This is a genomic window from Flavobacterium sp. LHD-85 (assembly GCF_030929595.1).
In the GTDB taxonomy this organism is placed as follows: Bacteria; Bacteroidota; Bacteroidia; order Flavobacteriales; family Flavobacteriaceae; genus Flavobacterium.
Genome location: NZ_JAVFVR010000015.1, coordinates 207182 through 231158, shown reverse-complemented (window position 1 = coordinate 231158; position 23977 = coordinate 207182). Strand labels below are relative to the sequence as shown.

The window sequence follows — 23977 nt, the reverse complement described above, 5'->3', positions numbered from 1 at the left end:
TAAAAGAAGAATTATTACAATATTTATATTACTATAATCATGAAAGACCCCATCAGGGAATTGATGGAAAAAAGCCAATCGAAATGATAAATCCGTTACCGAAATAAATGACTTTTACAATTTCGACGAAGGAGAAATCTTCTCGAGAAACTCTACAAAGATTAGCTATAGATTGTGGAGCTGCTTGCGGAGATTTCTCCTTCGTCGAAATGACAAAAATGAGAGTAAAACATCATAACTTCAAAAAGAAAATTAACGAAATTTAGTGTAATTCGTGGCAAAAAAAACTTCGCGCCTTAGCGCCTTTGCGGCAAAACAAAAAAAACTTAGAACCTTAGCAACTTAAAAACTACCTATCCATCCATTGTTTGAAAAATGGCGTTTTCTCACGGCTAATGATTACCTCGCGTTCGGGATCTAGTTTAAGTTGGATTTTAAGTTTTGCGTTGAAGTAGTTTGCAATAGATTTGATGCTTTCTGCACGAATGAAAAACTGGCGATTGGCACGGAAAAAGATATTTGGATCTAATTCCTGCTCCAGTTCTTCCATGGTTTGCGGAATAGAGATAATTACACCAGATTTAAGAAATAAATTGCTGGTTTTAAATTCAGAATATATAAAGTCAATATCGGAAACGTCTACGCTTTTATAACCGTCACGATAGGTTACTAAAAAGCGCATTCTAAAAACTGGCTTTTCAATCAGTTCTTTTAGAATTCCAGCGATATTGGTTACGTTGGATTCGTTTTTATTTAAAGATTTGAATTTGGTTAATGCAAATTCCAATTCCGTCTTTTCGATAGGTTTCATCAAATAATCGATGCTGTTTACCTTAAAAGCACGAATTGCATATTCGTCATACGCTGTAGTAAAAATGACTGGACAAGTGATATTAATTTCATCAAAAATGGCAAAACTCAGTCCGTCGGCTAAACGAATGTCCATCGTAATTAAATCGGGAGTCGGATTTGAATTTAACCATGCTACAGTATCTACAACAGTATCAATAATGCCTAGAATCTCACAATTGGGCTCCAATTCTTCCAACAGCCTTTTTAATCGGCTGGCGTTAATACTTTCATCTTCTACAATTAAAATTTTCATAACTATTAAATTAATGGCAGGCGCACGTCATAATAACCATCTGATTCAGTGAAAATTGGCATTCTCTGAGATAGAATCTTATAACGAAATTTGATATTTTTATTTCCAATTCCCGTTGAAACCAAAGTTTTTCCAGCGGTTCTCTGCAAGTTATTTCGAACAATAATATCATCTGAATCGGAAAAAACAGTAATGGTAAGCGGATTGGCTAACGTTGCCATATTGTGTTTCACAGCATTTTCTACCAATAACTGCAAAGTCAAAGGTGGCAAATGAAGCGCTAAAGAAGCAGGATCAACTTCAATTTTTAAAGCAATTTTATCTCCCAGTCTTTTCTTCAATAAATAAAAATAAGCATTTAGGAATTCAATTTCTTCTTTTACCGTAATGGTATCTTTATTTGAATTTGAAATCATATAACGATATACTCTCGTTATATTTTCTAAGAAGGAAGCCGCTTCTTTCTGATCTTCATAAATCAATTCGGTCAAAGTGCTGAAATTATTGAACACAAAATGCGGATCTAACTGCATTTTTAACGATTCTAATTTTGAACGCGTTACCGCTTCCTGCAATTCCGATGCTCTAACTTTTAATTCAGCCGTTTCTATAGCATTCAAACGCCATCTGTTTAGCAAAAATATTCCGGTATGAATAGCGCTTATAAACAATGATATAATGGCTGCCATAATCTTAGACTGCCAAATGGTAACCAAATCATTTACTTCTAGAGCTGTACATGGATATAAATAGTCCCAAAGCCAAGAAAAAAAATAGTTTAAAAGAATATTTCCTGCAATTAAGCAGATAAATTGGGCAATGGCCCTAAAAGCTGGATTTTGTTCCCAACTTATATAATAGTTTAATTTTCGGCCAACAAACAAAGTCAGTTCCGTAAGTATGGCGCAATACAACAAAATAATGAAGATATCGAAGGTCTGATCTAAGTCGAGCAAACCTTCTTCTTCAAAATTTCTATACGGATTTAGAAAATAATAAGACGAAAGATAGACCAGAAAAACGGCTGGAATTACTATAATCCTGTAGTATTTATAGAAAAAATTCTTGCCTGATTTTTTATTTTGGTTCCTTCTACCCATTTATTCCCTCAACTGTAAAATTGAAAAATCCTATCTTAGTGTTCTACTAGAACGCCTTCTTCTTTTTTGCCTGCTTTTATAGTAGCAACTGGATTTTTCTCACGCATAACGCCCCATTTTAAGCACGTTGCACCCCAAGAAAATCCTGCTCCAAAAGTAGTGATCAATACATTTTGTCCTTCTTTAAAATCGTCTTTGAAATCCCATAAACACAGCGGAACTGTTGCAGATGTTGTATTGCCGTAACGGTCAATATTTACTTTTACTTTTTCAAAATCAATGCCTAAACTTTCGCCTACAGCAGTGATAATTCTTAAATTAGCCTGATGTGGAACTACCCAGTCAATTTGGTCAGATTCTAATTCGTTTTTTGCCAAAGCATCTTGCGAAACTTGGCTCATTGCAGCCACCGCTCTTTTAAATACAAAAGCACCGTCTTGTTTTAAATAGTGTGTTCTGTGCAAAAGACTCTGCATAGAAGTTGGATTTCTAGAGCCTCCAGCTGGTACAGCCAAAGAAGAAACTCCACTTCCGTCTGTTTTCAAAATCGTTTTCATTAATCCAGCATCAGATTCAGTTTTTTCTAATAAAACTGCTCCTGCTCCATCTCCGAAAAGAATACAAGTATTACGATCTTCATAATCTACGATAGAACTCATTTTGTCAGCTCCAACGACGATTAATTTTTTGTAGCGACCGCTTTCAATCATGTTTGCTCCCATTTCTAGTGCATACAAAAATCCGCTGCAAGCTGCATTCATGTCAATTCCAAAAGCATTTGTAAGTCCGCTTTTATCGCAAACAATACTAGCAGTTGGCGCTAAAATGTGATCTGGAGTTGCTGTTGCTACCAACAACGCTTCAATCTCATTACGATCTACCTTATAATTTTCTAAAAGATTTTCAATCGCTGCTGCGGCAAGATCAGATGTTGCCGTGTCGTCGTCTGCGATTCTGCGTTCTCTAATTCCAGTTCTTTTAATGATCCATTCCTCCGATGTATCAACTGTTTCTGAAATCTTTTTATTGGTCAAAATTGATGATGGCACGAAACCACCTATTGCTGTAATAACTGCGCTCATTGTTTTTATTTTTTTTTAAGCTTTGTACTCTTAGAACCCAATGCTTACTACTTTTCTCTTCTTTTCACAGTTTATTTAGAACTATGCAGGAAACGTAATGTATTCCTTAAAAAGCCGATTAAATCTGCTGACAATACTTTTTTATGAGAAATATTATTTTTTAAAATCTGAACAAGCTAAAAATATTATACAAAATCCAATTAAAATAAATTAAAAATCTACACCAAGTGTTCTCTCGGTATTACGTGGAATAAAATCTTTAATTTATCTTATTTTTAAAATCATATAATGCTATTTCAGTTTGTAGATAATTCTCAATTATAGCTGTTGCCATACTGATAAAAAAACCTATCTGCATTAAGTTTTTAGAGTGCCACAAAATTAATTTAAAAATATCTGAAACCAGCAGACAATTAAGAATAATTAACAAAACTGCCCGAAATGTTAAGATATAATTTTGAAATTCTGCAACTAGCTCCAAAAATTATAGAATCCCTAAAATCAAAAAAAATCTGTTAAATTTTATTTTGATACTATTTCTTCAAAAAAACCTCTTAATTTTTATATCATTATTTTTAAATCAAATCAATCTTTAATAATTCGGAAACGACAATAATGGGATCTCAAGTCCTGCTGCCAGAACCCTAGTTTTACTTCTGTGAACCAAAGAATCCCAAAAACCGTATTTTTGAGGCACCATAATCAGCAAATCAGCCTTGTAATTCTTAATTTCTTTCCTGATTTCGTTAATAACAGCGTTCGATCTTACCGTTTTATACAGATATTTAACGTCTTCAAATTCTTTTTCGAGATTCGAATTCATCAAAATTCTATGCTGTTCTTCTTTCAAATCATCCAACTTATCGTCTACAGTAAAAAATTCAATTTCGGCTTCAAAATCTCCTAAAGCATTTTTTATCCAGCTAAATTTTTTAATAGCCGAAAAACTTAAACTGTCGCAAGCATATAAAACCTTTCTTATGTTAAGAAAACGTGCATTTTGCGGCACGGCTAAAACTGGAATCTGCAAATTTTTAATCGCCGTGGTCGTTGAATTTCCTAATAATTCTTGTTCAAAAGAACGCTCCGCCATTCCCATTACCACAACATCTGCATTGGTTTCCTCAATAATTCTTGGAAGTTCGTCTTCTAAAAAAGAATAGGTACAGATTGCTGCAGTTTCAATTCTAAACAAATCGCCTGTTTCTTTTGCCAAATTTTCCAACCTAGCAATTGCTCTATCAATCTGCTTTTGCATTGCGTCTGCGGTTATATGCGAGTTTGCGCTGTGCACACTCAAAGAAAATGAATTAAACAAAACCAATTTTGCGCCAGTAGCTCTTGCAAGCCCTGCTGCATAAGCAACGGCATTATTTGCAATATCAGAAAAATTAGTCGCGGCGATTATAGTAAGAGGTGAAATCATAAAATAGAAATTAAGCTTTCTTGCAAAATTGCTCATTTAAATGCTTTAAACCATTTTTATATCACTGAATAATCATTTTTTACGACCCAACCGTAAAATATCATTCCTGAAAAAACAGGCTTTCCTTTTTTGTTTCTTACTTTAAATGCGATAAAATGCAGTTGTGATTTAACCGCGAAGTACGCAAGGATTTTTACTCTTTGGGATTTATAAAAACGTAAAGGTCGCAAAGCTGTTTGTATAAAGCTGGTTTAAATTGCTCGCAAAGTCGCGAAGTCGCTAAGGATTACATTTTTAAGACCACAGATTAATTAGATTAAAAAGATTTTGTTTCACGCAGATTCTGCAGATTTTAGCAGATTTTAGCAGATTTTAATTTTTAAGCCTTAAAAAAATCTGCGCTTATCTGCATAAATCATTTAAAATCTGCGTGAAATAAACCTTTGCGCCTCTACGACTTTGCGAGATTAAAAACCACAATATTTCCACACAAAGCTTTGCGAACTTAGAACACAATCAAAGAGAAAAAGAACCTTAGCGAACTTTGCGTTAAAAAACACCAAGCCCAGCAGCGTCCAGTTCACCCCAAAGTTTGTCCGTTTCACCAAAATTCCGATTTCGTTTTTAAGGCTTTCAGCGCACATTTGTACCGTTAAATAACTTTAAATATCAAAATCATGAACTCAAAAACAACAAAAATTATCTATTGGACAGGCGCAGTATTAACTTCTTTATGGTTTGGCGCAAGTGGTTTCTTCGAATTAACAAATAATCCATTAGTTTGGGGAATCACACAACAATTGGGTTATCCTGCACATTTTATTTATATCCTTGGCGTTTTTAAAGTAGCTGGTGTTATTACGCTTTTAATTCCGAACAAATTATTACGATTGAAAGAATGGGTTTTCGCAGGCGTATTTTTCGATATCATCTTTGCATTCTTTTCAAAAATTGCTGTATTAGGTTTTGGTGCTGCAACCGATGCGATTGTTGCCTTTGTAATGGTAAGCGTAACGTATGCTATGTATAGAAAATTATACACTGCAACTTATACCCCAGCGGGGTAAAATATTTATAGAATTTCAATTAGACACATGAAAGAAGCTCCAGCGGAGCGACATATATCATAGCCTAAAAAAATATGTCACTCCTCCGGAGCTTTAAATTGTAACTGCATACTTTTTTCTATAAATATTTCGCTTCTCTGAAGCTTAAAAAAGAGAAACTATACTTTTGATATGTTCTCTACAAACTTTAAATTTAATTTTTTACAATGAAAAAGATCATTCTAATTCTCTGTTTTATACTTTCGGCTTTGTTTTTTATAAGCTGTTTTATGTTTCCCGGATTGTAAAATCAAGCCAATTAGTTTATCTCAGAAAACGATAAATTAATTGGTTTTATCGGTTTTCTAACCAGCTTAAAAAAGCGGTTGCTTTTTCTTTTCCAACTAATAATTTTTCTTCAGTTGGAACACTCAGTTTTACGATTATTTTACGTGAAAAATAATGTTCAGCTTCGCGAATGGCCGAGAAATTAACCAAATATTGTCTATTGACTCTAAAGAACTGAATTGGCGATAAAAGCTTATGAATTTCATCTAACGACTGCGTTAACGGATATTCGTTTTTATCTAAAGTCATAATTGTTGGCGTTTCGTTTTTAATGAAAAAAAACGCAATATTCTCCGTTAAAACCGTTTGATATTTGTTGTTTTTGAAAACTAAAAAACTGCTTTTTCCTTTGTTTTCTCCATTTCGCGTAAGCAAATAATCAAAATCGGACATCGCTTTTTTATTTCTCTGAAAGAAGTTTTTCAGTTCACCCGCTTTCTTCAAAGCTTGCGAAATGCTATCTCTTGAAAAAGGCTTTAAAACATAATCAATTCCGTTTGACTTAAAAGCGTCGATCGCATAATCATCAAAAGCGGTACAGAAAATAACAGGCGATAAAACCTCAACATTCTTAAAAATCTCAAAACACTGACCGTCTGCCAGCTGAATATCCATAAAAATAAGATCTGGCTGATCGTTTGCTAAAAGATAATCTACTGCTCCATCAATGCTTTGTATATACGACAAAATCTGAACATCGGGTCTGATGCTCAGAATTAGCTGACCAAGTGCTTTGGCCGTTTTTACTTCATCTTCAATTATTATGATAGTCATAATTAAGTGGTATTTTTACTTTAAAGGTAGTTTCGTCTTTGTCAATTTCAATTTCTTTGTGAATCAGGTGCATAAAACGCTGGTTGATATTATCTAAACCAACACCTGTAGACACGGCGCCTCTTTTGAGCTGAATTTTATTTTCAACAACCAAAAACTCATTTTCTGTATAAAGTTTTATTTTTAAAGGTTTGTCTAAAGAAACGACATTGTGCTTGATGCAATTTTCAATCAATAATTGCAAAGTGAAAGGCGGAATTGCCGAATCGTACTGTTTTGGATTTACTTCGTTTTCTAAAACAAATCCGTCTTCAAAACGTGCTTTCAACAGGTAAACGTACGAATCTAGAATCTGAAGTTCTTCGCTTAGCGGAATCAAATCCATTTTTCTGCTTTCAAGCGTAAAACGATAAAAGTCTGATAATTTCAAAATAAAATCTGAACTCTGCGGATCTTGGATATCGACCATAGATTTCAGCGTATTCAAACTATTAAACAAAAAATGCGGATTAACCTGCTGTTTCAATAATTCGTATTGAGCGCCGAGATTTACGGCTTTTGTACGTTCTAGTTCTACTCCCATTTGCTGTGTCTGATAATTTTGAAAAAGCAAATGCAGAAACATATACACAATCAAGTTGATTAAAACTCCGCGAAGCTCAAACATGATTGGCGCATCCATTTTTGAAACCTGAAATAGTTCTTGATGCGCGATTACAAGAATCACCATTAAAACAATCCCTAGAATAACACTCAATAAAAGTTTCCAATTAAAGAGACTTTTATTGGCATGATTAGCAGAAAATTTTGGCAAACTGTAAATATTGTAATACCATATAAAAAGGGAAAACAACAGCGTAATCGAAGAATTTATAATAAGGTCTCCAGGTGTAGAATCGGCATCAAATAATTTAGGTATCGAAGCCATAACTGCCAATGCAACCGAACTTCCCCAAATAACTTTGAGCGAAACCTGAAAACGTTTTGTTTTTTCCATATTGTAATTGGTTTGTTATCCTGAGAATCAAAGATAGGTTTATTTGAAAAAGATTTCATGCAGATTTTATAGGATTTTAGCAGATTTTGCAGATAATTTCGATTTCCTTTTTTAATCTCGCAAAGACGCAGAGTCGCAAAGTTTTTATCCTCTTTTTTTGTGAAATGAGAAAATTTCTCTCGCAGATTTAGCAGATCTAGCGGATTTTTTATCTGCATAATCTCCAAAATCTGCGAGAGAATATTTTAATACTAAAACTAAGCTCTCTTAACTCCCAAAATAGCACCTGAATTCATATCTTGAACAAATCCAATAATTTCGAAATCCTGTGCATTATAATTTTTAGGAAGATGAATAGATGCTGTTCCTTTTTTTATTTTATTTAAATCTACAGATTGCAGATTACGAACAATTTGATAATGCGATAAAACCCTGTGAGCATTCTCGCCTCTTTTTACATTGCTTTTAGCTTCTTTCTGAACAACAGCAATTAATAAACGACTGTTTTTTGAAGTGCCTTCTACATTATAATTTATAGAAATTGAACTTTCATTTTGATTGGCGTCTAAATTTAAACTTGCTGAAGCTGGTTTAGAAAGTGCCGATTTAATTCCGTTTCGCAAACTCGTTTCCTGAGAACCGATATAATCTGTTTTTCCGTTAATGATTACTTGAGGCGTGTAGATTGGTTCTTTTCCTATAAATTGGGCGTAATCGTATTGTCTTTTGGTAAAATCAGGATTACTGAAAATGTCTTTCCAGCCTTGTTTGTCCCAATAATCTACATGATAAGCCAATACATAAACATTTTTATCGTGGTATTCATTCTGAATTCGTCCTAACAATTCATCTGCTGGCGGACAGCTCGAACAGCCTTCTGAAGTGTATAATTCTAAAAGCGCAAAACCTTTTTTATCTGAGTTCTGACTGAAAACGCTATTTCCAACTAAAAGAAATAACATTAAAAAGCTACTTAATAATTTTATCTTTTTCATAAATTGCATTTATTAAACCTGACAGGTTTTAAAAACCTGTCAGGTTAGTTGAGAGTTGAGTTCTCGAATCAACTCATAACTCATAATTCATAACTTAAAACTCTTTTAAAGAATATTAATCTCAACGTTTATATTTCCTCTTGTTGCTTTAGAATATGGACAAGTCTGATGCGCTTGAGCCGCCAAAGCTTCTGCTGTTGAAGTGTCAATTCCAGGAAGACTTATATTTAATCTTGCCTGAAGAGAATATTCTCCTTCTGTTACGCACAAATCTACTTCGGCATCTACAGCGGTTTCTGCTGGAAGTCTAACGCCAAGTTTAGAAGCTGCAATTCCTAAAGCTCCAATAAAACAAGCCGACCATCCCGCAGCAAACAACTGTTCTGGATTTGTTCCTGGACGCGAAGATCCCGGTGTACTTAATTTGATGTTCAATTGTTCGTCTGAACTTTGAGAAGCTCCTTCTCTACCGCCTGTTGTGTGTGTTTTTCCTGTGTATAAAATTTTTGTGCTCATGATTTTTTGTGTAAAATGTTATTTGTAAAAAGTGAAATGTTTATTGTTACTATTTTTTGATATTGAATTTGGAATTTGGAATTTCAAAAAATTGGAATTTATTTAGAAACATCAATTATCGCTTGTGCAAATGCCTTTGGATCTTCTTGCGGAACGTTGTGTCCGATTCCTTTTAAAATTCTGTGTTCGTATTTACCTGTAAATTTGTTTGCGTAGGCTTTTCCATCTGCGAAAGCGCCGTCAAAATCACTTCCTATTGTAATAGTTGGAACTTTAATCTCTGGTTTTGTTGCCAAACGTTTTTCTAGATTATCATATTTTGCTTCTCCCGCCTCAAGAGATTGTCTCCATCTATAATTGTGAATCACAATCGCTACGTGATCTGGATTATCAAAAGACTGAGCTGTTTGATCGTAAGTTGCTTTGTCAAAATTCCATAGCGGAGAAGCGATTTTCCAGATTAGTTTATTAAAATCGTACGTGTTTTGAGTGTAACCTTGTTTTCCTCTTTCGGTTGCGAAATAATATTGGTACCACCATCCTAACTCAGCTGTTGGAGGAAGAGGTTTTAAGTTTGCTTCTAAGTTCACCACCAAATAACCACTTACCGAAACCAAACCTTTTACACGTTCTGGCCAAAGTGCAGATACTACCACTGCTGTTCTTGCGCCCCAATCGAAACCTGCAATAACGGCTTTGTCAATTTTTAGCGCATCCATAAAAGCAATAATATCACTTGCTAATGCTGCCTGCTGGCCGTTTCTGAAAGTATCTTTAGAAAGGAAAGTCGTTGTCCCGAATCCGCGTAAATAAGGTGTAAAAACGTGGTATCCTTTTGCTACCAAAATCGGAACGACTTCGTTGTAACTGTAAATATCATATGGCCAGCCGTGAAGCAAGATTACTGGAGTTCCGTTTGACGGACCTGCTTCGGTATAACCTACATTTAATAATCCAGCATTGATTTGTTTTAAAGTTCCTATAGAACTATTTACTTCAATTGTTTTTTGTGTTGAAGTCTGTGCTTGAATAAAAGCTGCATTCATAAAAAGAATAGCGATTAGAATATTGGATAGTGTTTTCATAATTTTTATTTTTTGATTAGTTGATTATCAGTTAATTTCTTCGTCAAAGGTATTTTGACAATGTTTGTTTTAAAAGGTAAAAAAAGGTGAAGTGGACAAAGTTGAGGGTGAAATGGACAGGGAAGGATTTTGCCACAAAGACACGAAGGCACTAAGTTTCTTTTTATAAAGAATAATTACTATTAAGGTATTTACAATAAAAATCTTTGTGGACTTTGTGATAAAATAAATCTTTAAGTCTTCGAGTCTTCGCGGCTAGAACCTTAAACTTGGAACTATTTTTTCATTACAAGTATCGGTTTCCCTTTTTCCACGATATAAGTTGCTAGCTCTGATGCTTTCACATCTGTATTATTTTTAGCGGAATGCACCACGCCCGCCGGAATAAAAAGCACTTCCCCAGCTTTTAATGTTACAGGCTTTTCTCCTTCGATCTGATATTCCAGCGAACCTTCAACGACGTAAATGACTTCTTCGCCTGGATGAGAATGTTTGCCGAAAGCTGAATGTCCATCAAAATCGATTCGTGCTTGAACCATTTCTTTTCCTGGAGTACTTAGATCATGTTTTTGCAAATCAATGCGTTTTACTCCTTGTGCTGCAATCTGATTCGGAACTAAAAAGGCAATAATTCCTAAAACAATAATTGCGATTATAACCCATGTTTTTTGTTTTTTCGTTTCCATAACTTCTGATTTAAATTATTTGTTTTCGTTAATTTCTTTGTCAAAAGTATTTCGATACCCCTTCATACGAAATCAGAAAATAGGTGAAACGGACAAACTCTAAGGTGAACTGGACAACGCGTAAGTTGTGATTTGTAAGATGTGAAATGTTTGAGGTTTAACCACAAAGCACGCTAGTACTTACGCAATCCCGATAGCTATCGGGAGCTAAGTCTTTTTAATCTCGAAAAGACATGAAATCGCAAAGTTTGTCTTTATTTTTTTGCCCCAGATTAAAAGGATTAAAAGGATTTTTGTTTCACGCAGATCCAGCAGATTTTAGCAGATTTAATTTTTGAGATTTTAGAAAACAATTTGCCTTTATCTGCTTAAATTATTTAAAATCTGCGTGAAATAAATCTTTTGAATAAAATAAAAATTCACAAAACTTTAAAAAGAAAACTTAGTGCCCTAGCGCCTTTGTGGCAAAATGAGCAAAAAAAAAAATCAGGATTAGCATTTTACCGCCATCCTGATTTTTCTGAATTATAACTAACTTTTATTTAAACTTTCGACTTTTGACTTTCGACTTTTTATCTTCTACCTCTAAAGCCTCCTCCGCCTCTAAAACCGCCACCGCCGAAGCCGCCTCCATTAAAACCTCCGCTTCTTTGGATATTCTGAAAGTTTCGAGTTTGCATTTCACCGCGATCTCTTGACATAGCCGAACGATCGAGATCATTTGTAATATCTGAACGTCCAGCTTCTCCAAGCGGTTTATTTGGCTGTCCGAGCGTTTGATCTGCTTTCGGGAAATTATCTCGCATTCCGTCTCCCATTCGGGTTTCACCACCTAGATTTTGGTTATCACGCTGCATACGTTCTCCCGCTCCATTTGCTCCAAGTCCCTGATTGTTATCACGCTGAATCCTTTCTCCTGCTCCATTTGCACCAAGCCCTTGATTATCGCGTTGAATTCGTTCGCCTGCTCCATTTGCTCCAAGTCCTTGGTTAGCTCTATTCTGAATTCCTTCACCTGCTTTTTTAGATGAACCCAAAGTTCCTGCTTGCGTCCAGCCACCGTTTCCGTTATTATAATGGCTCCAATTTCCATTGGCATCTCTTTTATAAACATGTCCGTCGTGGCCTGCGTAAACATTATTATTGGTATGAATCGTAGTTCCTCCGCCTCTTCTGTGTGTAATTACACCTTTATTTCCTCCTGAAGTTTCATAACCAATAGCTGTTCCGCGTCTTGTGGTAATATGTCCCGTTTGTGCCCACTGATTTCCATTTGTCGCAGCCGAATGTCCCCATTGTGCATACGCGTTATGCCCTTGATTGGTTCTTGCATAATTTCCCGTCCACGGATTATATGTGCTTGCAGCCGTACGCCCGCCGTACCAGCCTTGCACGCTTGCAGAACGACCGTATCTTCCCGTTGCAGGATTATACCAAGCCGAAGTTCCAGCTGCTCCATAAGGTCCGTAAACGCGTCTACCTGCGGCATAGCCTCCTGTCCAAGGATTATAAACCGCTCCACCCCCGTACGCATAAGGCCACGGACGATAAATTGGATACATTCCGCCATAATACATATAAGGAGGATAATACCATCCTGTGCCGTAAGTCAATATAGCGCCGAATGTTGCACCAATAATAAAAGCACCCAAATAACCTGCTGTTGCACTACTTTCAACTGTTGTATCGGTTGTGGTTTGCGTTACATACGTAACATTATACACTGGCGAGCTTGGCGGAATCGTATAAATTTCTTTCGGAACAGAATCACATGTTTTCCAAGGTCCATTCGGACTTGTCGACATAAACCAAACTGCCTGAAAACACAAATAATACAAATCACCTACTTTTACAATCTTCTCCTGCGTATTACTTGCATATTGCATTTTTGTTCCATCAATAGGTTTAAACTGAGGAGTTCCACCATCATAGGCTACTTTTACTTTTGCCTCAGCATCCGATTTCTTCAAAATAGCCGTTGTCGGAACTTGCGATAACATTACAGCATCATTCGCTTCCTACGTTCCTGGCACAGATGACAATACATTCGCACGCGGAGAATCTTTAGGAATTTTGGCAAAATCAGCAGGAAGACTATTGCTGGCATAACTCCACGGACCTGTTAGTTCTTTAGACTTAAACCATCTTCCAGACAATAGTACATAATACTGACCTTTATTTTCATCAGCAAAAATATCATTCTCGGTATTGTCAATGTATAACAATTTGGTTCCTGGAATTTTAACAAATTTTGGACTTCCGTTTATGGCAATCAATTCAGCAGGTTTATTACTGTAGAAAACCTCTGGAGCTCCACCAGAAGACGGAGGCGGAATCATTTTCTTAACATCGTCAAAGTTCTGTCCCGAAGGCAGATTACTTAAACCCGCAGGCAATTTGGTTGTTTTAGTCCATTTGTCCACCACGTTTTTCGAAGTCAGCCAGATATTCTCCACCAACAAATAATAATCTTTTGTGGTTTTATCAAAAAACAAATCCCAATTGGTATTTACCACATATTGAATATCCGTCTTTTCTACAGGCACCAAAACTGGTTCGCCTTGCACGATAAGCAAAATCGACGGATTCGTGCTGTAAAAAATCGCAGGAGGATCGTTTTTACCCGCAATTCCCTTTGCCGGACTTTTGGTATGACTTAAATCTGCCAAAATACGATCTACCGAAATAGGATCTCCGCTCTGAGGCAGCGTTTCTTTAAAGAGCTTTTCCATTTCTGGCACTTTCTTTTTGTCCAGAGCAGGAAAACGTATATCGGTTACCTGAAGATTTTTAATAAAAGCGCTTCGGTTGTCTTTGTCTACCAAAGTTTCTGCTTTTAATGAAGCCACACCCAAAACCTGTTTTCCGTCTTTTGGAGTCAGCGAAAAAGCTATTCGGGCAGTAATTTCTTTAAAATCTTTCCAGTCGTCTACCTGAGGCTGATAATAAACCAGTTTTGTCCCGTTATTCTCAGCTTCGCGAGGCCAACCACGATCTGCTATTAATGTAGAGTCGGCAGTTTCAGACTTTCCAGTTTCAGAACTTGACTGCTCCGTATCTTTATCTTTTTTGCACGAGAACAAAACTGCACTCAAACAAACTCCAAGTATTAGAAAAGCATTTCTCATAAATTTAAAAGTTAGATTATTCATTGAAAACTTATTTTCTCGATCGTCTTATAAAATTGTTTCGTATAAAATTAGATTCACCACATAAATAAAACTAGAAATCAGCAGCTTACTTTGTTTCACATTATAATTTGAAACCAAATAAGTACATAAATGCTCGCTCTTTTCTCGAACTGAGATTTTAAATCTGTTTCTTAATAAGTCTGATAAAACAAAACATTGACATTGATTAGGAGCTATTTCCTGCTATCCGCTATATCTTTTGTGGCGAACCCCGCCCCAAAAGGATACCGCTCCTATCAGGGCTAGGGCATTCATTTTCAAAAGGAAGTTTTCGAAAAATTATTATTTAAAGTCTTTTGTGTTCTAACCTACACACAATCAACACTTATAAATTATTTTTATAAATACTAAAAATTATTAATTTGATTAATAAATACCTTCCCTATACCTTTGTCTCATCAAAATCAAAGAAATGATTTGAACATCTTAAAAAATAACTTAAAAAATAGAAATCATGAAATTTACAAGAAGAGCAAACGCAAACTGGAAAGGTACAGGAATGGAAGGAAAAGGAACCATTAGTACACAAAGCACAACTTTAGACAATGCGCAATTATCATTCAAAACTCGTTTTGAGCAAGGTGTAGGAACCAATCCTGAAGAATTAATAGCAGCGGCACATTCTGGATGTTTTACTATGCAGTTGAGCTTTTTATTATCTGAAGCGGGTTTTGTTCCAGAAGATTTAGATACAACGGCTAAAGTAACTTTTGAAGACGGAACTATTACTTTAATTCAGTTAGAATTGACTGGAAAAGTACCTGGAATTTCTGCAGAAGACTTTCAGCAAACCGCTCAAAAAGCAAAAGAAATTTGTCCAATTTCTAAATTGCTGAATACTGAGATTACTTTATCAGTTACACTTAATTAAATTCCAATTCTTTTAAATTCCAAATTCCAAATCTTTGTGGAGTTTCTTGCGAAGAATTGCTTCGCCAGTTCGCTATCGCTCGGGTCCAAATTCCAAAGCTTTACGCAAAGCTTTGTCCTCCTGAGCGGAGTCGAAGGACACGCCAGAAATTCCAAAAAGAATATCACTAATCTTTGTAGAGTTACTTGCGAAGATTTGCTTCGCCAGTTCGCTATCGCTCGGGTCTCCTTCGTCGAAATGACAAAGATTACGGATAATTGGAATTTAAAATAAAACAACACAAACTATTAAAATCTAAAATCAACAATCTAAAATCTAAAATCTAAAATAAAAATGAAAACACTATATAAAAGCTATTTAGCATTCGCAGCAATAATCTTTAGTTTATTATTTACATCAGTTCAGGTAAATGCACAAAAAACAGCTCCAAAAATTAAAAATGTCGTATTGGTTCACGGTGCCTTTGCAGATGGTTCTGGATGGCAAGGTTTATACAAGGTTTTGACTAAAAAAGGCTATAGTGTAACCATTGTTCAGAATCCGTTGAGTTCTTTGGAAGATGACGTTCAAGCTACAAACTTAGCTTTAGACAAACAAGACGGACCAACTATTTTGGTGGGACATTCTTGGGGAGGAACCGTAATTACAGAAGCTGGAAATCACCCAAAAGTAGCGGCTTTGGTTTACGTAGCGGCTTTACAACCAGATAATGGCGAGAACTCTGTTCAATGGCTGCAAACTGCTCCTCCTGCTCCAGAAAATGGAGTATTGCCTCCAGATGAAAAAGGAATTGCCTATTATGACAAAGCTAAATTTCACGCTGGTTTTGCAGGAGATTTGAGCAAAGAACAAGCTGATTTTATGTATGCTTCGCAAGGTGCTTTTCATGCGCAAGGTTTTTTAACTCCAATAACTAAAGCCGCTTGGAGAACTAAACCTTCTTACGGAATCGTAGCAACTGAAGATAAAAGTATTGTTCCAAGTATTCAGTACGCCATGTACAAACGCTCTAACACAAAAATCACCGAAATTAAAGGTAGCCACGTGGTATTTATTTCTCAGCCAGAGAAAGTGGCGAATGTGATTATTGAAGCGAGTAAATAATTGTGAATGGTGAATTATGAATGGTGAATTCTAAACTATCCACAATATTGTCATTTCGACTGAAAGGAGAAATCTCCGCAAGAAACTCTACAAAGATTGGCGACATTCTATACGGAGCTACTTGCGAAGATTTCTCGTTCCTCGAAATGACAAACTGTGAGCAAAAATTCCAAATTCCAATTACTGCATAGCTTGGAATTTGGAATTTTTTGTATTGGAATTTCTCCCAAATCAATTGGAATTTGGAATTTTTATTTTGGAATTTCTAACGATACTTGCTAACCTCCTTAATAAAATAAGGCGAATCGTTCCAGCGGATTTTCTTATACGAGAAATCTTTTTTGAGCGATTCGGGAAGGCAGTTCCAAATCGCTTCATTCATTTTCTCCAGTAACAATTTCTTAGAGAAAGAATCAGAAACTACCAGACTTATTTCTCTTATGGGAACAGGTTCTTTGAAAGGTTTAAAAAGTGCGCCTGATTCGTTTAAGGTGGAAAGTTTAGGAATAATCGCAAATCCTAAATGGGCTCGAACTAGATTTTTTAAAGTTTCTATCGAATTGATATCGTACGTAAATTGTTCCTTTATTTTATCAGATGTTTTTAGTCCGCAGATGTCTAATAATTGAGCGTTGTAGCAATATTCGTGATGCAGTAATAACAGTTCGGTTTTATCACCGGGCTGCATTTCGTAAAATTCATCATTCGCCATAGGATGCGTCTGATTTAAATAGGCAACAAACGGTTCTTTAAAAACAACATGTTCAATTAAATTCGGGTTTCCTGTTGGCGTAGCCATAATCGCAACGTCAATTGCACCCGTTTCTAGATCACGCATTAAATGCCCCGTATATCCTTCTTTAATTATAAAATGCACCTTTGGCGCCACTTCTTTCATTGCCTGAATAAACAGCGGAATCAGATAAGGCGATAAAGTGGAAATAATGCCAAGTTTCAGCTCTCCTTCCAGCAGATTTTTTTCGTTTATCACAAAATCACGAATTTCATCGACTTCACGAAGTATCTTTTTTGCTTTATTGATAATTTCAACTCCTAAAACGGTTGGTGTCAACGGCACTTTATTTCGATCAAAAATCTTAATTCCGATTTCTTCTTCCAGATTTTTTAACTGAATGGTAAGTCCGGGCTGCGTTACCATACAAACTTCGGCAGCTCTTGCAAAATGCCGTTCTTCGTCTAAAGCGACTATATATTTTAATTGCTGAATGGTCATGTTTTGTAGTTTCTAAGATACTGAGATGCTAAGGTACTAAGTTACTGTGTTTTTATTTTTAGTTTCTAAGGAAAAACTTTGTGTTGGTTATTCTGAATGATGCTACAGCCAAACTTGGAGACAGCTTCTATTGGCTCAATGAACTAGCCGAAATTTTAGATCCTTATCGGTATTTGGAGTAAAGGTTTGTTTCTTTTTTGAAAAAAATTAAAATCCTTGGTCTTTAAAAGAAGATTGAGGGTTTTGTTTTTTTTATTTTGTTTGGAAAAATACCGTGTAAATACTCATTATTCTGTTTCATATTATTATTAGAATTGCTAAAATTATTATTACAGTTTACGGATTTCCATAAAAATAATATCCACAAAAGAAAAATCTTTGCATAAACAACATAAAAACATTTACACATGAAAAACCTACTTTTAATAAGCTTAATTCTATTTTCTATTTTTTCATATGCCCAAAAAGAGAATATAGAATCCACAACAAGACAATTTATCGATAAAGCTCAATTTACTCGAATCAACAAAGATTGGAACACAACAGCCGAATTTAAATCTGGAATTGGTGAAGTGGTAAACTTTTATCCAATTGAAGTTATTGACTTAAAAGCAGGAACAAAAGTAAATGCTTTGCAAATAGATATGTATATTAAAAACCCAGACATTTATAAAACAGCCTGGATTGGCATTGATGAAATTGAAGAATTTATAAATTTTGTAGAAGATAATGTTATTCCAAACCTTGACTTAAAACTTAAAGGCAAATCTTCTGAATTTATTTTCAAAGCTAAGGAAATGACAATGTATTATTTTGTTAATGAAAGAACCAGAAGAATTACAATAAAACTAAATAGCTATGATAATGATAAAATTTTAAATTATACATTTTGGACTGAAACTCAGGTTGATAAAATCCCTAAGCTTTTGACTGTTTTAAAGAAAATTAAATAGTCTTTAATAATTGATTATTATTGTATAAACAATTATCTTTTTTAAGAGTAAACATCGATTTCAATTATCTTTATAATGACAAAAACTTTACTTACAAGAATCAGTATTTTAAGCCAATATAATTCTAAAAATGGAACCATCCTGTGGGAAGATCCTGCTAGTAATCGCTGGGATAATATATATGGACAACTAAAAGAAAATGATAACGCAATTTTTATTTCAAATGATAAATTACTTATAGGAAAAGTAAGTGAAGTTATCTTTGGAAAGAGTTTGTTATGTATAAATATTGAGGAAATAAATTGCCAAAATGATCAATTTCTAAGACTAAATAGCGCATACCCTGAACTTATTTCAAGGGTTAAGGCTAACTTTCAGCCTTTCATTCACCCTCTACAGTTAGATCTAAATCAGCTTATAGCCGATGTAAAAAAACAAAATTTCATTAACTTTTACATCTTATCATCACAAGAAAAATATAATGCACTATCTCAAACTTTTAAAGAACATGATCGTATTGTTATATTAGATGTTAATTCTGGTTTTCAAAATGTCAAAAGTAATTCCAAAGAAGGCTTAATTGCCTTTCCAAAAGAATTAGACATTAACATCAGCATAGAAGGACTTTTAATTGATGAAGTACTTCAGAAAAATAAAAACTATAAGCGTAAAAGTCTTAAATCGAACAATGTTTCAAGGATAGAGAAAATAAAAAAAGAAATTAATGATAATGGAATATTCAAGTTCACCTCTTTCTTTACATATCATGACACCTTATTCAACAAACGTGTTTATCAGAAAAAAGAAGGGAAATCTAAATTGAATGTAGTTGATTTAAATGGTAATGAATCTATTTTTAAAGTTTCAATGAGTCCAAAGGATATTGATGATAAGGCCTTTACTTACTTTAACGACAACTATTTAATCATAGTTCATAGTCAAACCAAAGCAAAAGGAGTTTCTTCCCAAACGCAGGGAGAAACATTTGAAAAAGAAATGAAAATAGGAGATTACTTCTATATGTGCAGAGGTAACAGCAATTTAGAAGTAATAGGCAGAATAACGAGCGATGCTACCTATTGTGAATATGAAGATTTTGGTGATGATGGCTGGCTACAACGCTCCTATGAAATTATTTCGGAAGCAATTAAAGAAGAGCCTTATAATGATGATAAAAAATGGTGGACACCCAATGATAATTCTACATGTATAATTATACCTGCTAGAGAAGTAAAAGAAGCAAATACCAAATTATTTGTACCCTATTTTGACACTCAATTTGAGCTAAAAAACAATATAATTACAAGCACAAATATAACTAAAATTATGTCTGCAAATTTAAATCAAATTCTTTACGGCCCACCAGGAACTGGAAAAACCCATAAATTAAAGCATGATTTTTGTTCTCAATTTATTGAGAACAGTAAAGCTATTTCAAAAGAAGAATTTTTAATAGAAAAAATAAGCAAATTAACTTGGTGGCAAGTTATTGCACTTACATTATATGTGGAAAATAAATTAATGTCAGTTCCACAAATCAAAGAACATCAATTTATAAAAATAAAACTTAATGCTTCTAATACTGAAAGTATTGACCAAACTTTATGGGGACAACTTTCGCAGCATACAATAAAGGAGTCTAAAACTGTTGACTATACAAAACGTACAGATCCACTAATTTTTAATAAATTTTCTAATTCACTTTGGAAGATAATTCCAGAAAAAAAAGAACTTATTACTAATATATGCGAATTAGGTAATGAAATTAAAAATTTTAAAAATAAACGAGAAACAAAAAACAACTTTGAGTTTGTAACTTTTCATCAATCCTTTACATATGAAGATTTTATAGAGGGAATAAAGCCAAGATTAAATGAAGAGGATCAAGAAAATTCTGATTTAAGCTATTTTGTGAGAGATGGTATTTTTTACAAATGTTGCGATGAAGCTGCTAAATTAGCGGGGTTTTCAAGTTTGTCAGACTGCATTTTAAATTACACTAAAGAACAAAGAAGAGAAAAATTTAGTGGTGCTTCGCCTTTTGGATTATTCATTGACGAAATTAACAGAGGAAATGTTTCATCAATATTTGGCGAATTAATTACACTTATCGAAGCAGAAAAAAGACTAAGCCATGATGAAATAATTGTAAAACTACCGTATTCAGAAAGATATTTTTCAGTACCTCCTAATTTATTTATTATTGGGACAATGAATACTGCCGACAGAAGTATTGAAGCTCTGGACACCGCTTTACGAAGACGTTTTTGTTTTGAAGAAATGCCTCCTCTTTACGATTTAAAAGACTTGCAAAATAGTATTTATGGATATTCAGCTTCTGATATACTTCAAACGATTAATTTAAGGATTGAAAAACTACTAGACAAAGATCATAGAATAGGACATTCTTACTTACTCAATAAAAATGAGAATTCAATAATAGAATCCTTTTATAAAAATATTATTCCTTTATTACAAGAATATTTCTTTGGGGATTATAATAAACTAGGTTTAGTATTAGGAAAGGGGTTTGTTCGCTTACAAGAAGAAGAAAAAGCCTCAACAAATATTTTTGCTGATTTTTATGATACTCTAGACGATTTCGACAACAAAAATATTTATGAAATTATTGATTACAGAAAAGACGAGGAGATTATATTTAAAGATAAACATGGAGAAATTATGAGTTTTGAAAAAGCTCTTAAAATTCTAATGAATAAATAGTTTGGCTGGAATAAAAGAAAATATTGTCGTATTTGAACATGAAACTCTTCGTTTTGATAAAGGTGAAAAGAAAATCACCAAAGATCAATTTGAAGCTTTAGAACGTTATTATGGTAATGGCAAACCTTTTTATAAATTGGTCTACAATGGCGTTCAATTTAATGAACACGTTGGTGTTATTCAAGTTGGTAATACATTAATAGAAGTATTGCCAAAGGCAGACAAAATTCCTCACTCAAAAGAAGAAGACAAAAAATGGCGTAATTTATTAATTGGAATGTTAAGGACTGTGGGAAGTTTTGATATAAAATCTACAAGTAGCAGCAACCTAAAAATAAAGCCCAATACTATTCTTGATTTATATTTTGAACTATTTATTAAAGAAGTAGAATATCTATTCCATAATGGATTGGTCAAAAAATATAGAAAAAAAGAAGAAAATATTACTACTTTAAAAGGGAGTTTACAGTTTAGCAAACACATTCAACAAAATCTAATTCATAAAGAACGTTTTTATGTTCGTCATTCCATATATGATGTTGAACACACTTTACATTTCATTATTTATAAAGCTTTAAGATTACTAAAACAAATCAATAGCAATAATGATTTACACAGTCGAATTGGTGTTTTATTATTGAATTTTCCTGAAATGCCAGATATAAAAGTTTCAGATTCTACTTTTGAAAAATTAATATACAATAGAAAAAACAAGCATTATCAAAAAGCCATTGAAATTGCAAAGTTATTACTTCTTAAATATCATCCAGATGTAAGCAAAGGAAAAAATCATGTCTTGGCTCTGATGTTTGATATGAATCTTTTATGGGAACAATTTATATATGCGAGCTTAAAGAAAAATACAACTGATTTCATTAAAATAAAAGCGCAATCGTCAAAGTTTTTTTGGAAACCTGAAAATGGCAGAAGAACTGCAATGAAACCAGATATCTTTATTGAAACTTATGATGGAAATATTGTATTAGATACAAAATGGAAAAATCTAAATGGTTTTAATCCTTCTCCAGATGACTTAAGACAAATGTATGTCTATCATGAATATTATGATGCTAATAAAGTAGCTTTAGTTTATCCAGGAGATAATAAAAATAGTAAAGCGGGAGTATATCTAAAAAAAGATGGCAAACATGATAGTAAAATATGCAGTGTTGTTTTGATTAATGTAGAAGATGAAGTATTAAAATGGCAAGAAGAAATTAGAAGAATTATTAAACAATTTGCCAGTACAAAATAAAGTTTTATAAAAGAAAGAGCTTGCATTCTAGACTGCAAGCTCTTTTGTCATTTAAAGAATATATCACCCCAAACTCATCCCCCCATCCATAATAACATCAGCACCAGTCATAAAAACCGCAGCCTCACTACTTAGATAAGAAACCATCTTAGCCACATCTTCTGCCCTTCCCATTTGTTTTAGTGGGACTTTTTCTACTACGACATCCATAATCCCTTTTACGGTGGTTTCGTCTAGGCCTACTTTGTTCATAACTTCGGTTTGGGTTGGTCCTGGGCTAACCGAATTGACACGAATCTTTCTTGGCGCTAATTCTAAAGCCGCCGATCTCATAAACGAATTCAAAGCTGTTTTACTCGCTGAATAAACCGAAGATCCCGGACCTGGCATACTTGCAGTATTCGAAGAAAGAAATACTACTGAAGCGCCGTCTTTCAGAATCGGGATGAATTTGCTTAAAGTAAAAAAAGCGCCTTTTAGATTCACATTCATAATGCTGTCGTACAATTCTTCTGTGGTTTGTTCGATGGTTCCTAAACCCGCGATTCCCGCATTGATAAACAAAATATCAACCGAACTGAAATCGGTTTTTACTTGAGTAGCTAGTTTTTCTATATCCGAAATATTAGATTGGTCTGCTGTGATGGCGGTAACGCCTAGTTCTAAGGCTGCTTTTTCTATAGCTTCTTTTCTTCTTCCTGTAATAATTACGTTGGCGCCTTGCTCTTTTAATTGTTTGGCTGTTGCGTAACCTATTCCGCTGTTTCCACCTGTGATGACGGCTGTTTTATTTTTTAGATTTTTCATCTTTCTGATTATTTAAAATTTATTTGGCAAATTTAAATTCAAATTGGTATAACTTTGTAACCAGTATCATGGAGTATACCAAACTAATTTTAACCTTTGCAATGGAAAAAATTATAGCCACGACTCGACCGAAGGGACAGACGAAGTAATTCACGAATTTATTTTTATAATCTATGTCGAAAAATGTGATTAATTACACGCATTAGATTGATTGAATATCAATATAATTCGTGGGGAAAGCTTTGAAAAAAATTCGTGCCTCGAGCGACAGCGAATAGGCGAAGCAATTCGTGGCAGAAAAACTTTGATAAAAATTGAGTACTATGGAAAGAAACCAGAAGGAAGAAGTACAGGCACTTCAGGACACATTGCATGTTTTGGGCGGAAAGTGGCGTTTGCCCATCATCAATTCAATCTGCAACGGAAATCATCGTTTCAGGGAAATCGAACGCAGTATTCCGGGAATTACTACTAGAATGCTTTCGCGAGAACTCAAAGAAATGGAATTGAATATGCTCATTAAAAGAACCGAAGACCGCGATGCCGAAATTCAGGTCAAATACGAATCGACTCCTTATTGCAAATCGTTTGGTCCTGTGATTGAAGAAATGATTAAATGGGGAAAATCGCATCGAAAGGAAATTATTCAAAACTCCTAATTATAGAAACTGTAAAGTT

General features: G+C 34.3%; 21 protein-coding genes. 7 read left to right on the top strand and 14 right to left on the bottom strand.

Annotated features, from left to right (window positions below):
* Window positions 1-349 precede the first annotated feature (349 nt).
* From RB618_RS20070 to RB618_RS20055, 4 genes are all read right to left on the bottom strand, one after another.
* The gene (locus RB618_RS20070; RefSeq protein WP_308070409.1) at window positions 350-1105 is read right to left on the bottom strand and encodes a LytTR family DNA-binding domain-containing protein; all 756 of its coding nucleotides are present in this window, start codon (window positions 1103-1105) and stop codon (window positions 350-352) included.
* Between the two features lie 5 nt (window positions 1106-1110).
* On the bottom strand, window positions 1111-2205 hold the full coding sequence (locus RB618_RS20065; RefSeq protein WP_308070408.1) for a histidine kinase: 1095 nt from the start codon (window positions 2203-2205) through the stop codon (window positions 1111-1113).
* Between the two features lie 35 nt (window positions 2206-2240).
* Window positions 2241-3287: a beta-ketoacyl-ACP synthase III gene (locus RB618_RS20060; protein WP_308070407.1), complete on the bottom strand. Its 1047-nt coding sequence runs from the start codon at window positions 3285-3287 to the stop codon at window positions 2241-2243.
* A gap of 592 nt (window positions 3288-3879) precedes the next feature.
* On the bottom strand, window positions 3880-4713 hold the full coding sequence (locus RB618_RS20055) for a universal stress protein (RefSeq protein WP_308070406.1): 834 nt from the start codon (window positions 4711-4713) through the stop codon (window positions 3880-3882).
* A gap of 677 nt (window positions 4714-5390) precedes the next feature.
* Here RB618_RS20055 and RB618_RS20050 point away from each other — a divergent pair.
* Entirely contained in the window at window positions 5391-5780 is a 390-nt protein-coding gene (locus RB618_RS20050; RefSeq protein ID WP_308070405.1) for a DoxX family protein, read from the top strand.
* Window positions 5781-6113: 333 nt separating this feature from the next.
* Here the strand turns inward: RB618_RS20050 and RB618_RS20045 are convergent, their stop codons facing one another.
* The 8 genes from RB618_RS20045 to RB618_RS20010 all read right to left on the bottom strand — a co-directional run bounded on the left by RB618_RS20045 (window position 6114) and on the right by RB618_RS20010 (window position 14312).
* Window positions 6114-6881, bottom strand: coding sequence for a LytTR family DNA-binding domain-containing protein (locus RB618_RS20045; protein WP_308070404.1), 768 nt, complete (start codon window positions 6879-6881; stop codon window positions 6114-6116).
* Complete coding sequence (locus RB618_RS20040) at window positions 6862-7878, bottom strand: histidine kinase (RefSeq protein ID WP_308070403.1); 1017 nt, start codon at window positions 7876-7878, stop codon at window positions 6862-6864. The genes RB618_RS20045 and RB618_RS20040 overlap by 20 nt, the downstream gene beginning before the upstream one ends.
* A 257-nt stretch (window positions 7879-8135) precedes the next feature.
* Window positions 8136-8873, bottom strand: a complete 738-nt coding sequence (locus RB618_RS20035; protein ID WP_308070402.1) for a DUF1223 domain-containing protein — start codon at window positions 8871-8873, stop codon at window positions 8136-8138.
* Between the two features lie 105 nt (window positions 8874-8978).
* Window positions 8979-9389 (bottom strand): organic hydroperoxide resistance protein, encoded by a 411-nt coding sequence (locus RB618_RS20030; RefSeq protein ID WP_308070401.1) that lies wholly within the window; start codon window positions 9387-9389, stop codon window positions 8979-8981.
* Between the two features lie 98 nt (window positions 9390-9487).
* Window positions 9488-10474, bottom strand: coding sequence for an alpha/beta hydrolase (locus tag RB618_RS20025; protein ID WP_308070400.1), 987 nt, complete (start codon window positions 10472-10474; stop codon window positions 9488-9490).
* 275 nt (window positions 10475-10749) lie between these two features.
* Window positions 10750-11160, bottom strand: coding sequence for a cupin domain-containing protein (locus RB618_RS20020; protein ID WP_308070399.1), 411 nt, complete (start codon window positions 11158-11160; stop codon window positions 10750-10752).
* A gap of 572 nt (window positions 11161-11732) precedes the next feature.
* A complete protein-coding gene (locus RB618_RS20015; protein WP_308070398.1) occupies window positions 11733-13160 on the bottom strand; it encodes a hypothetical protein in 1428 nt (475 codons plus the stop codon).
* Between the two features lie 18 nt (window positions 13161-13178).
* Complete coding sequence (locus RB618_RS20010; RefSeq protein WP_308070397.1) at window positions 13179-14312, bottom strand: hypothetical protein; 1134 nt, start codon at window positions 14310-14312, stop codon at window positions 13179-13181.
* 493 nt (window positions 14313-14805) lie between these two features.
* Between RB618_RS20010 and RB618_RS20005 the strand changes: the two genes are divergently transcribed.
* Window positions 14806-15222 (top strand): OsmC family protein, encoded by a 417-nt coding sequence (locus tag RB618_RS20005; RefSeq protein ID WP_308070396.1) that lies wholly within the window; start codon window positions 14806-14808, stop codon window positions 15220-15222.
* A 333-nt stretch (window positions 15223-15555) separates the two neighbouring features.
* The gene (locus tag RB618_RS20000; RefSeq protein ID WP_308070395.1) at window positions 15556-16326 is read left to right on the top strand and encodes an alpha/beta hydrolase; all 771 of its coding nucleotides are present in this window, start codon (window positions 15556-15558) and stop codon (window positions 16324-16326) included.
* 265 nt (window positions 16327-16591) lie between these two features.
* Here RB618_RS20000 and RB618_RS19995 read toward each other — a convergent pair whose 3' ends face one another.
* Window positions 16592-17560, bottom strand: coding sequence for a LysR substrate-binding domain-containing protein (locus tag RB618_RS19995; RefSeq protein WP_308070394.1), 969 nt, complete (start codon window positions 17558-17560; stop codon window positions 16592-16594).
* 407 nt (window positions 17561-17967) lie between these two features.
* Here RB618_RS19995 and RB618_RS19990 point away from each other — a divergent pair, with 407 nt between their 5' ends.
* From RB618_RS19990 to RB618_RS19980, 3 genes are all read left to right on the top strand, one after another.
* On the top strand, window positions 17968-18513 hold the full coding sequence (locus RB618_RS19990) for a hypothetical protein (RefSeq protein ID WP_308070393.1): 546 nt from the start codon (window positions 17968-17970) through the stop codon (window positions 18511-18513).
* 75 nt (window positions 18514-18588) lie between these two features.
* Window positions 18589-21237 carry an AAA family ATPase gene (locus tag RB618_RS19985; protein WP_308070392.1) on the top strand — a complete coding sequence of 883 codons (2649 nt, stop codon included), beginning with the start codon at window positions 18589-18591 and terminating at the stop codon, window positions 21235-21237.
* Window position 21238: 1 nt separating this feature from the next.
* Window positions 21239-22492: a restriction endonuclease gene (locus RB618_RS19980; RefSeq protein ID WP_308070391.1), complete on the top strand. Its 1254-nt coding sequence runs from the start codon at window positions 21239-21241 to the stop codon at window positions 22490-22492.
* Between the two features lie 63 nt (window positions 22493-22555).
* On the opposite strand, the gene RB618_RS19975 is transcribed toward RB618_RS19980, so the two are convergent.
* Window positions 22556-23299 (bottom strand): SDR family oxidoreductase, encoded by a 744-nt coding sequence (locus RB618_RS19975; RefSeq protein WP_308070390.1) that lies wholly within the window; start codon window positions 23297-23299, stop codon window positions 22556-22558.
* A 323-nt stretch (window positions 23300-23622) separates the two neighbouring features.
* On the opposite strand from RB618_RS19975, the gene RB618_RS19970 reads away from it, so the two are divergent.
* Window positions 23623-23958 carry a helix-turn-helix domain-containing protein gene (locus tag RB618_RS19970; RefSeq protein WP_308070389.1) on the top strand — a complete coding sequence of 112 codons (336 nt, stop codon included), beginning with the start codon at window positions 23623-23625 and terminating at the stop codon, window positions 23956-23958.
* Window positions 23959-23977 lie beyond the last annotated feature (19 nt).

Bases quoted from the DNA above. Each gene is read 5' to 3' on its own strand.
- RB618_RS20055 (WP_308070406.1), bottom strand. From the start codon at position 4,713: ATGATTTCACCTCTTACTATAATCGCCGCGACTAATTTTTCTGATATT.
- RB618_RS20060 (WP_308070407.1), bottom strand. From the start codon at position 3,287: ATGAGCGCAGTTATTACAGCAATAGGTGGTTTCGTGCCATCATCAATT.
- RB618_RS20000 (WP_308070395.1), top strand. From the start codon at position 15,556: ATGAAAACACTATATAAAAGCTATTTAGCATTCGCAGCAATAATCTTT.
- RB618_RS20005 (WP_308070396.1), top strand. From the start codon at position 14,806: ATGAAATTTACAAGAAGAGCAAACGCAAACTGGAAAGGTACAGGAATG.
- RB618_RS19970 (WP_308070389.1), top strand. From the start codon at position 23,623: ATGGAAAGAAACCAGAAGGAAGAAGTACAGGCACTTCAGGACACATTG.
- RB618_RS20050 (WP_308070405.1), top strand. From the start codon at position 5,391: ATGAACTCAAAAACAACAAAAATTATCTATTGGACAGGCGCAGTATTA.
- RB618_RS20045 (WP_308070404.1), bottom strand. From the start codon at position 6,881: ATGACTATCATAATAATTGAAGATGAAGTAAAAACGGCCAAAGCACTT.
- RB618_RS20035 (WP_308070402.1), bottom strand. From the start codon at position 8,873: ATGAAAAAGATAAAATTATTAAGTAGCTTTTTAATGTTATTTCTTTTA.
- RB618_RS19995 (WP_308070394.1), bottom strand. From the start codon at position 17,560: ATGACCATTCAGCAATTAAAATATATAGTCGCTTTAGACGAAGAACGG.
- RB618_RS20025 (WP_308070400.1), bottom strand. From the start codon at position 10,474: ATGAAAACACTATCCAATATTCTAATCGCTATTCTTTTTATGAATGCA.
- RB618_RS20020 (WP_308070399.1), bottom strand. From the start codon at position 11,160: ATGGAAACGAAAAAACAAAAAACATGGGTTATAATCGCAATTATTGTT.
- RB618_RS19975 (WP_308070390.1), bottom strand. From the start codon at position 23,299: ATGAAAAATCTAAAAAATAAAACAGCCGTCATCACAGGTGGAAACAGC.
- RB618_RS20040 (WP_308070403.1), bottom strand. From the start codon at position 7,878: ATGGAAAAAACAAAACGTTTTCAGGTTTCGCTCAAAGTTATTTGGGGA.
- RB618_RS19985 (WP_308070392.1), top strand. From the start codon at position 18,589: ATGACAAAAACTTTACTTACAAGAATCAGTATTTTAAGCCAATATAAT.
- RB618_RS20015 (WP_308070398.1), bottom strand. From the start codon at position 13,160: ATGTTATCGCAAGTTCCGACAACGGCTATTTTGAAGAAATCGGATGCT.
- RB618_RS19990 (WP_308070393.1), top strand. From the start codon at position 17,968: ATGAAAAACCTACTTTTAATAAGCTTAATTCTATTTTCTATTTTTTCA.
- RB618_RS20030 (WP_308070401.1), bottom strand. From the start codon at position 9,389: ATGAGCACAAAAATTTTATACACAGGAAAAACACACACAACAGGCGGT.
- RB618_RS20070 (WP_308070409.1), bottom strand. From the start codon at position 1,105: ATGAAAATTTTAATTGTAGAAGATGAAAGTATTAACGCCAGCCGATTA.
- RB618_RS20010 (WP_308070397.1), bottom strand. From the start codon at position 14,312: ATGAATAATCTAACTTTTAAATTTATGAGAAATGCTTTTCTAATACTT.
- RB618_RS20065 (WP_308070408.1), bottom strand. From the start codon at position 2,205: ATGGGTAGAAGGAACCAAAATAAAAAATCAGGCAAGAATTTTTTCTAT.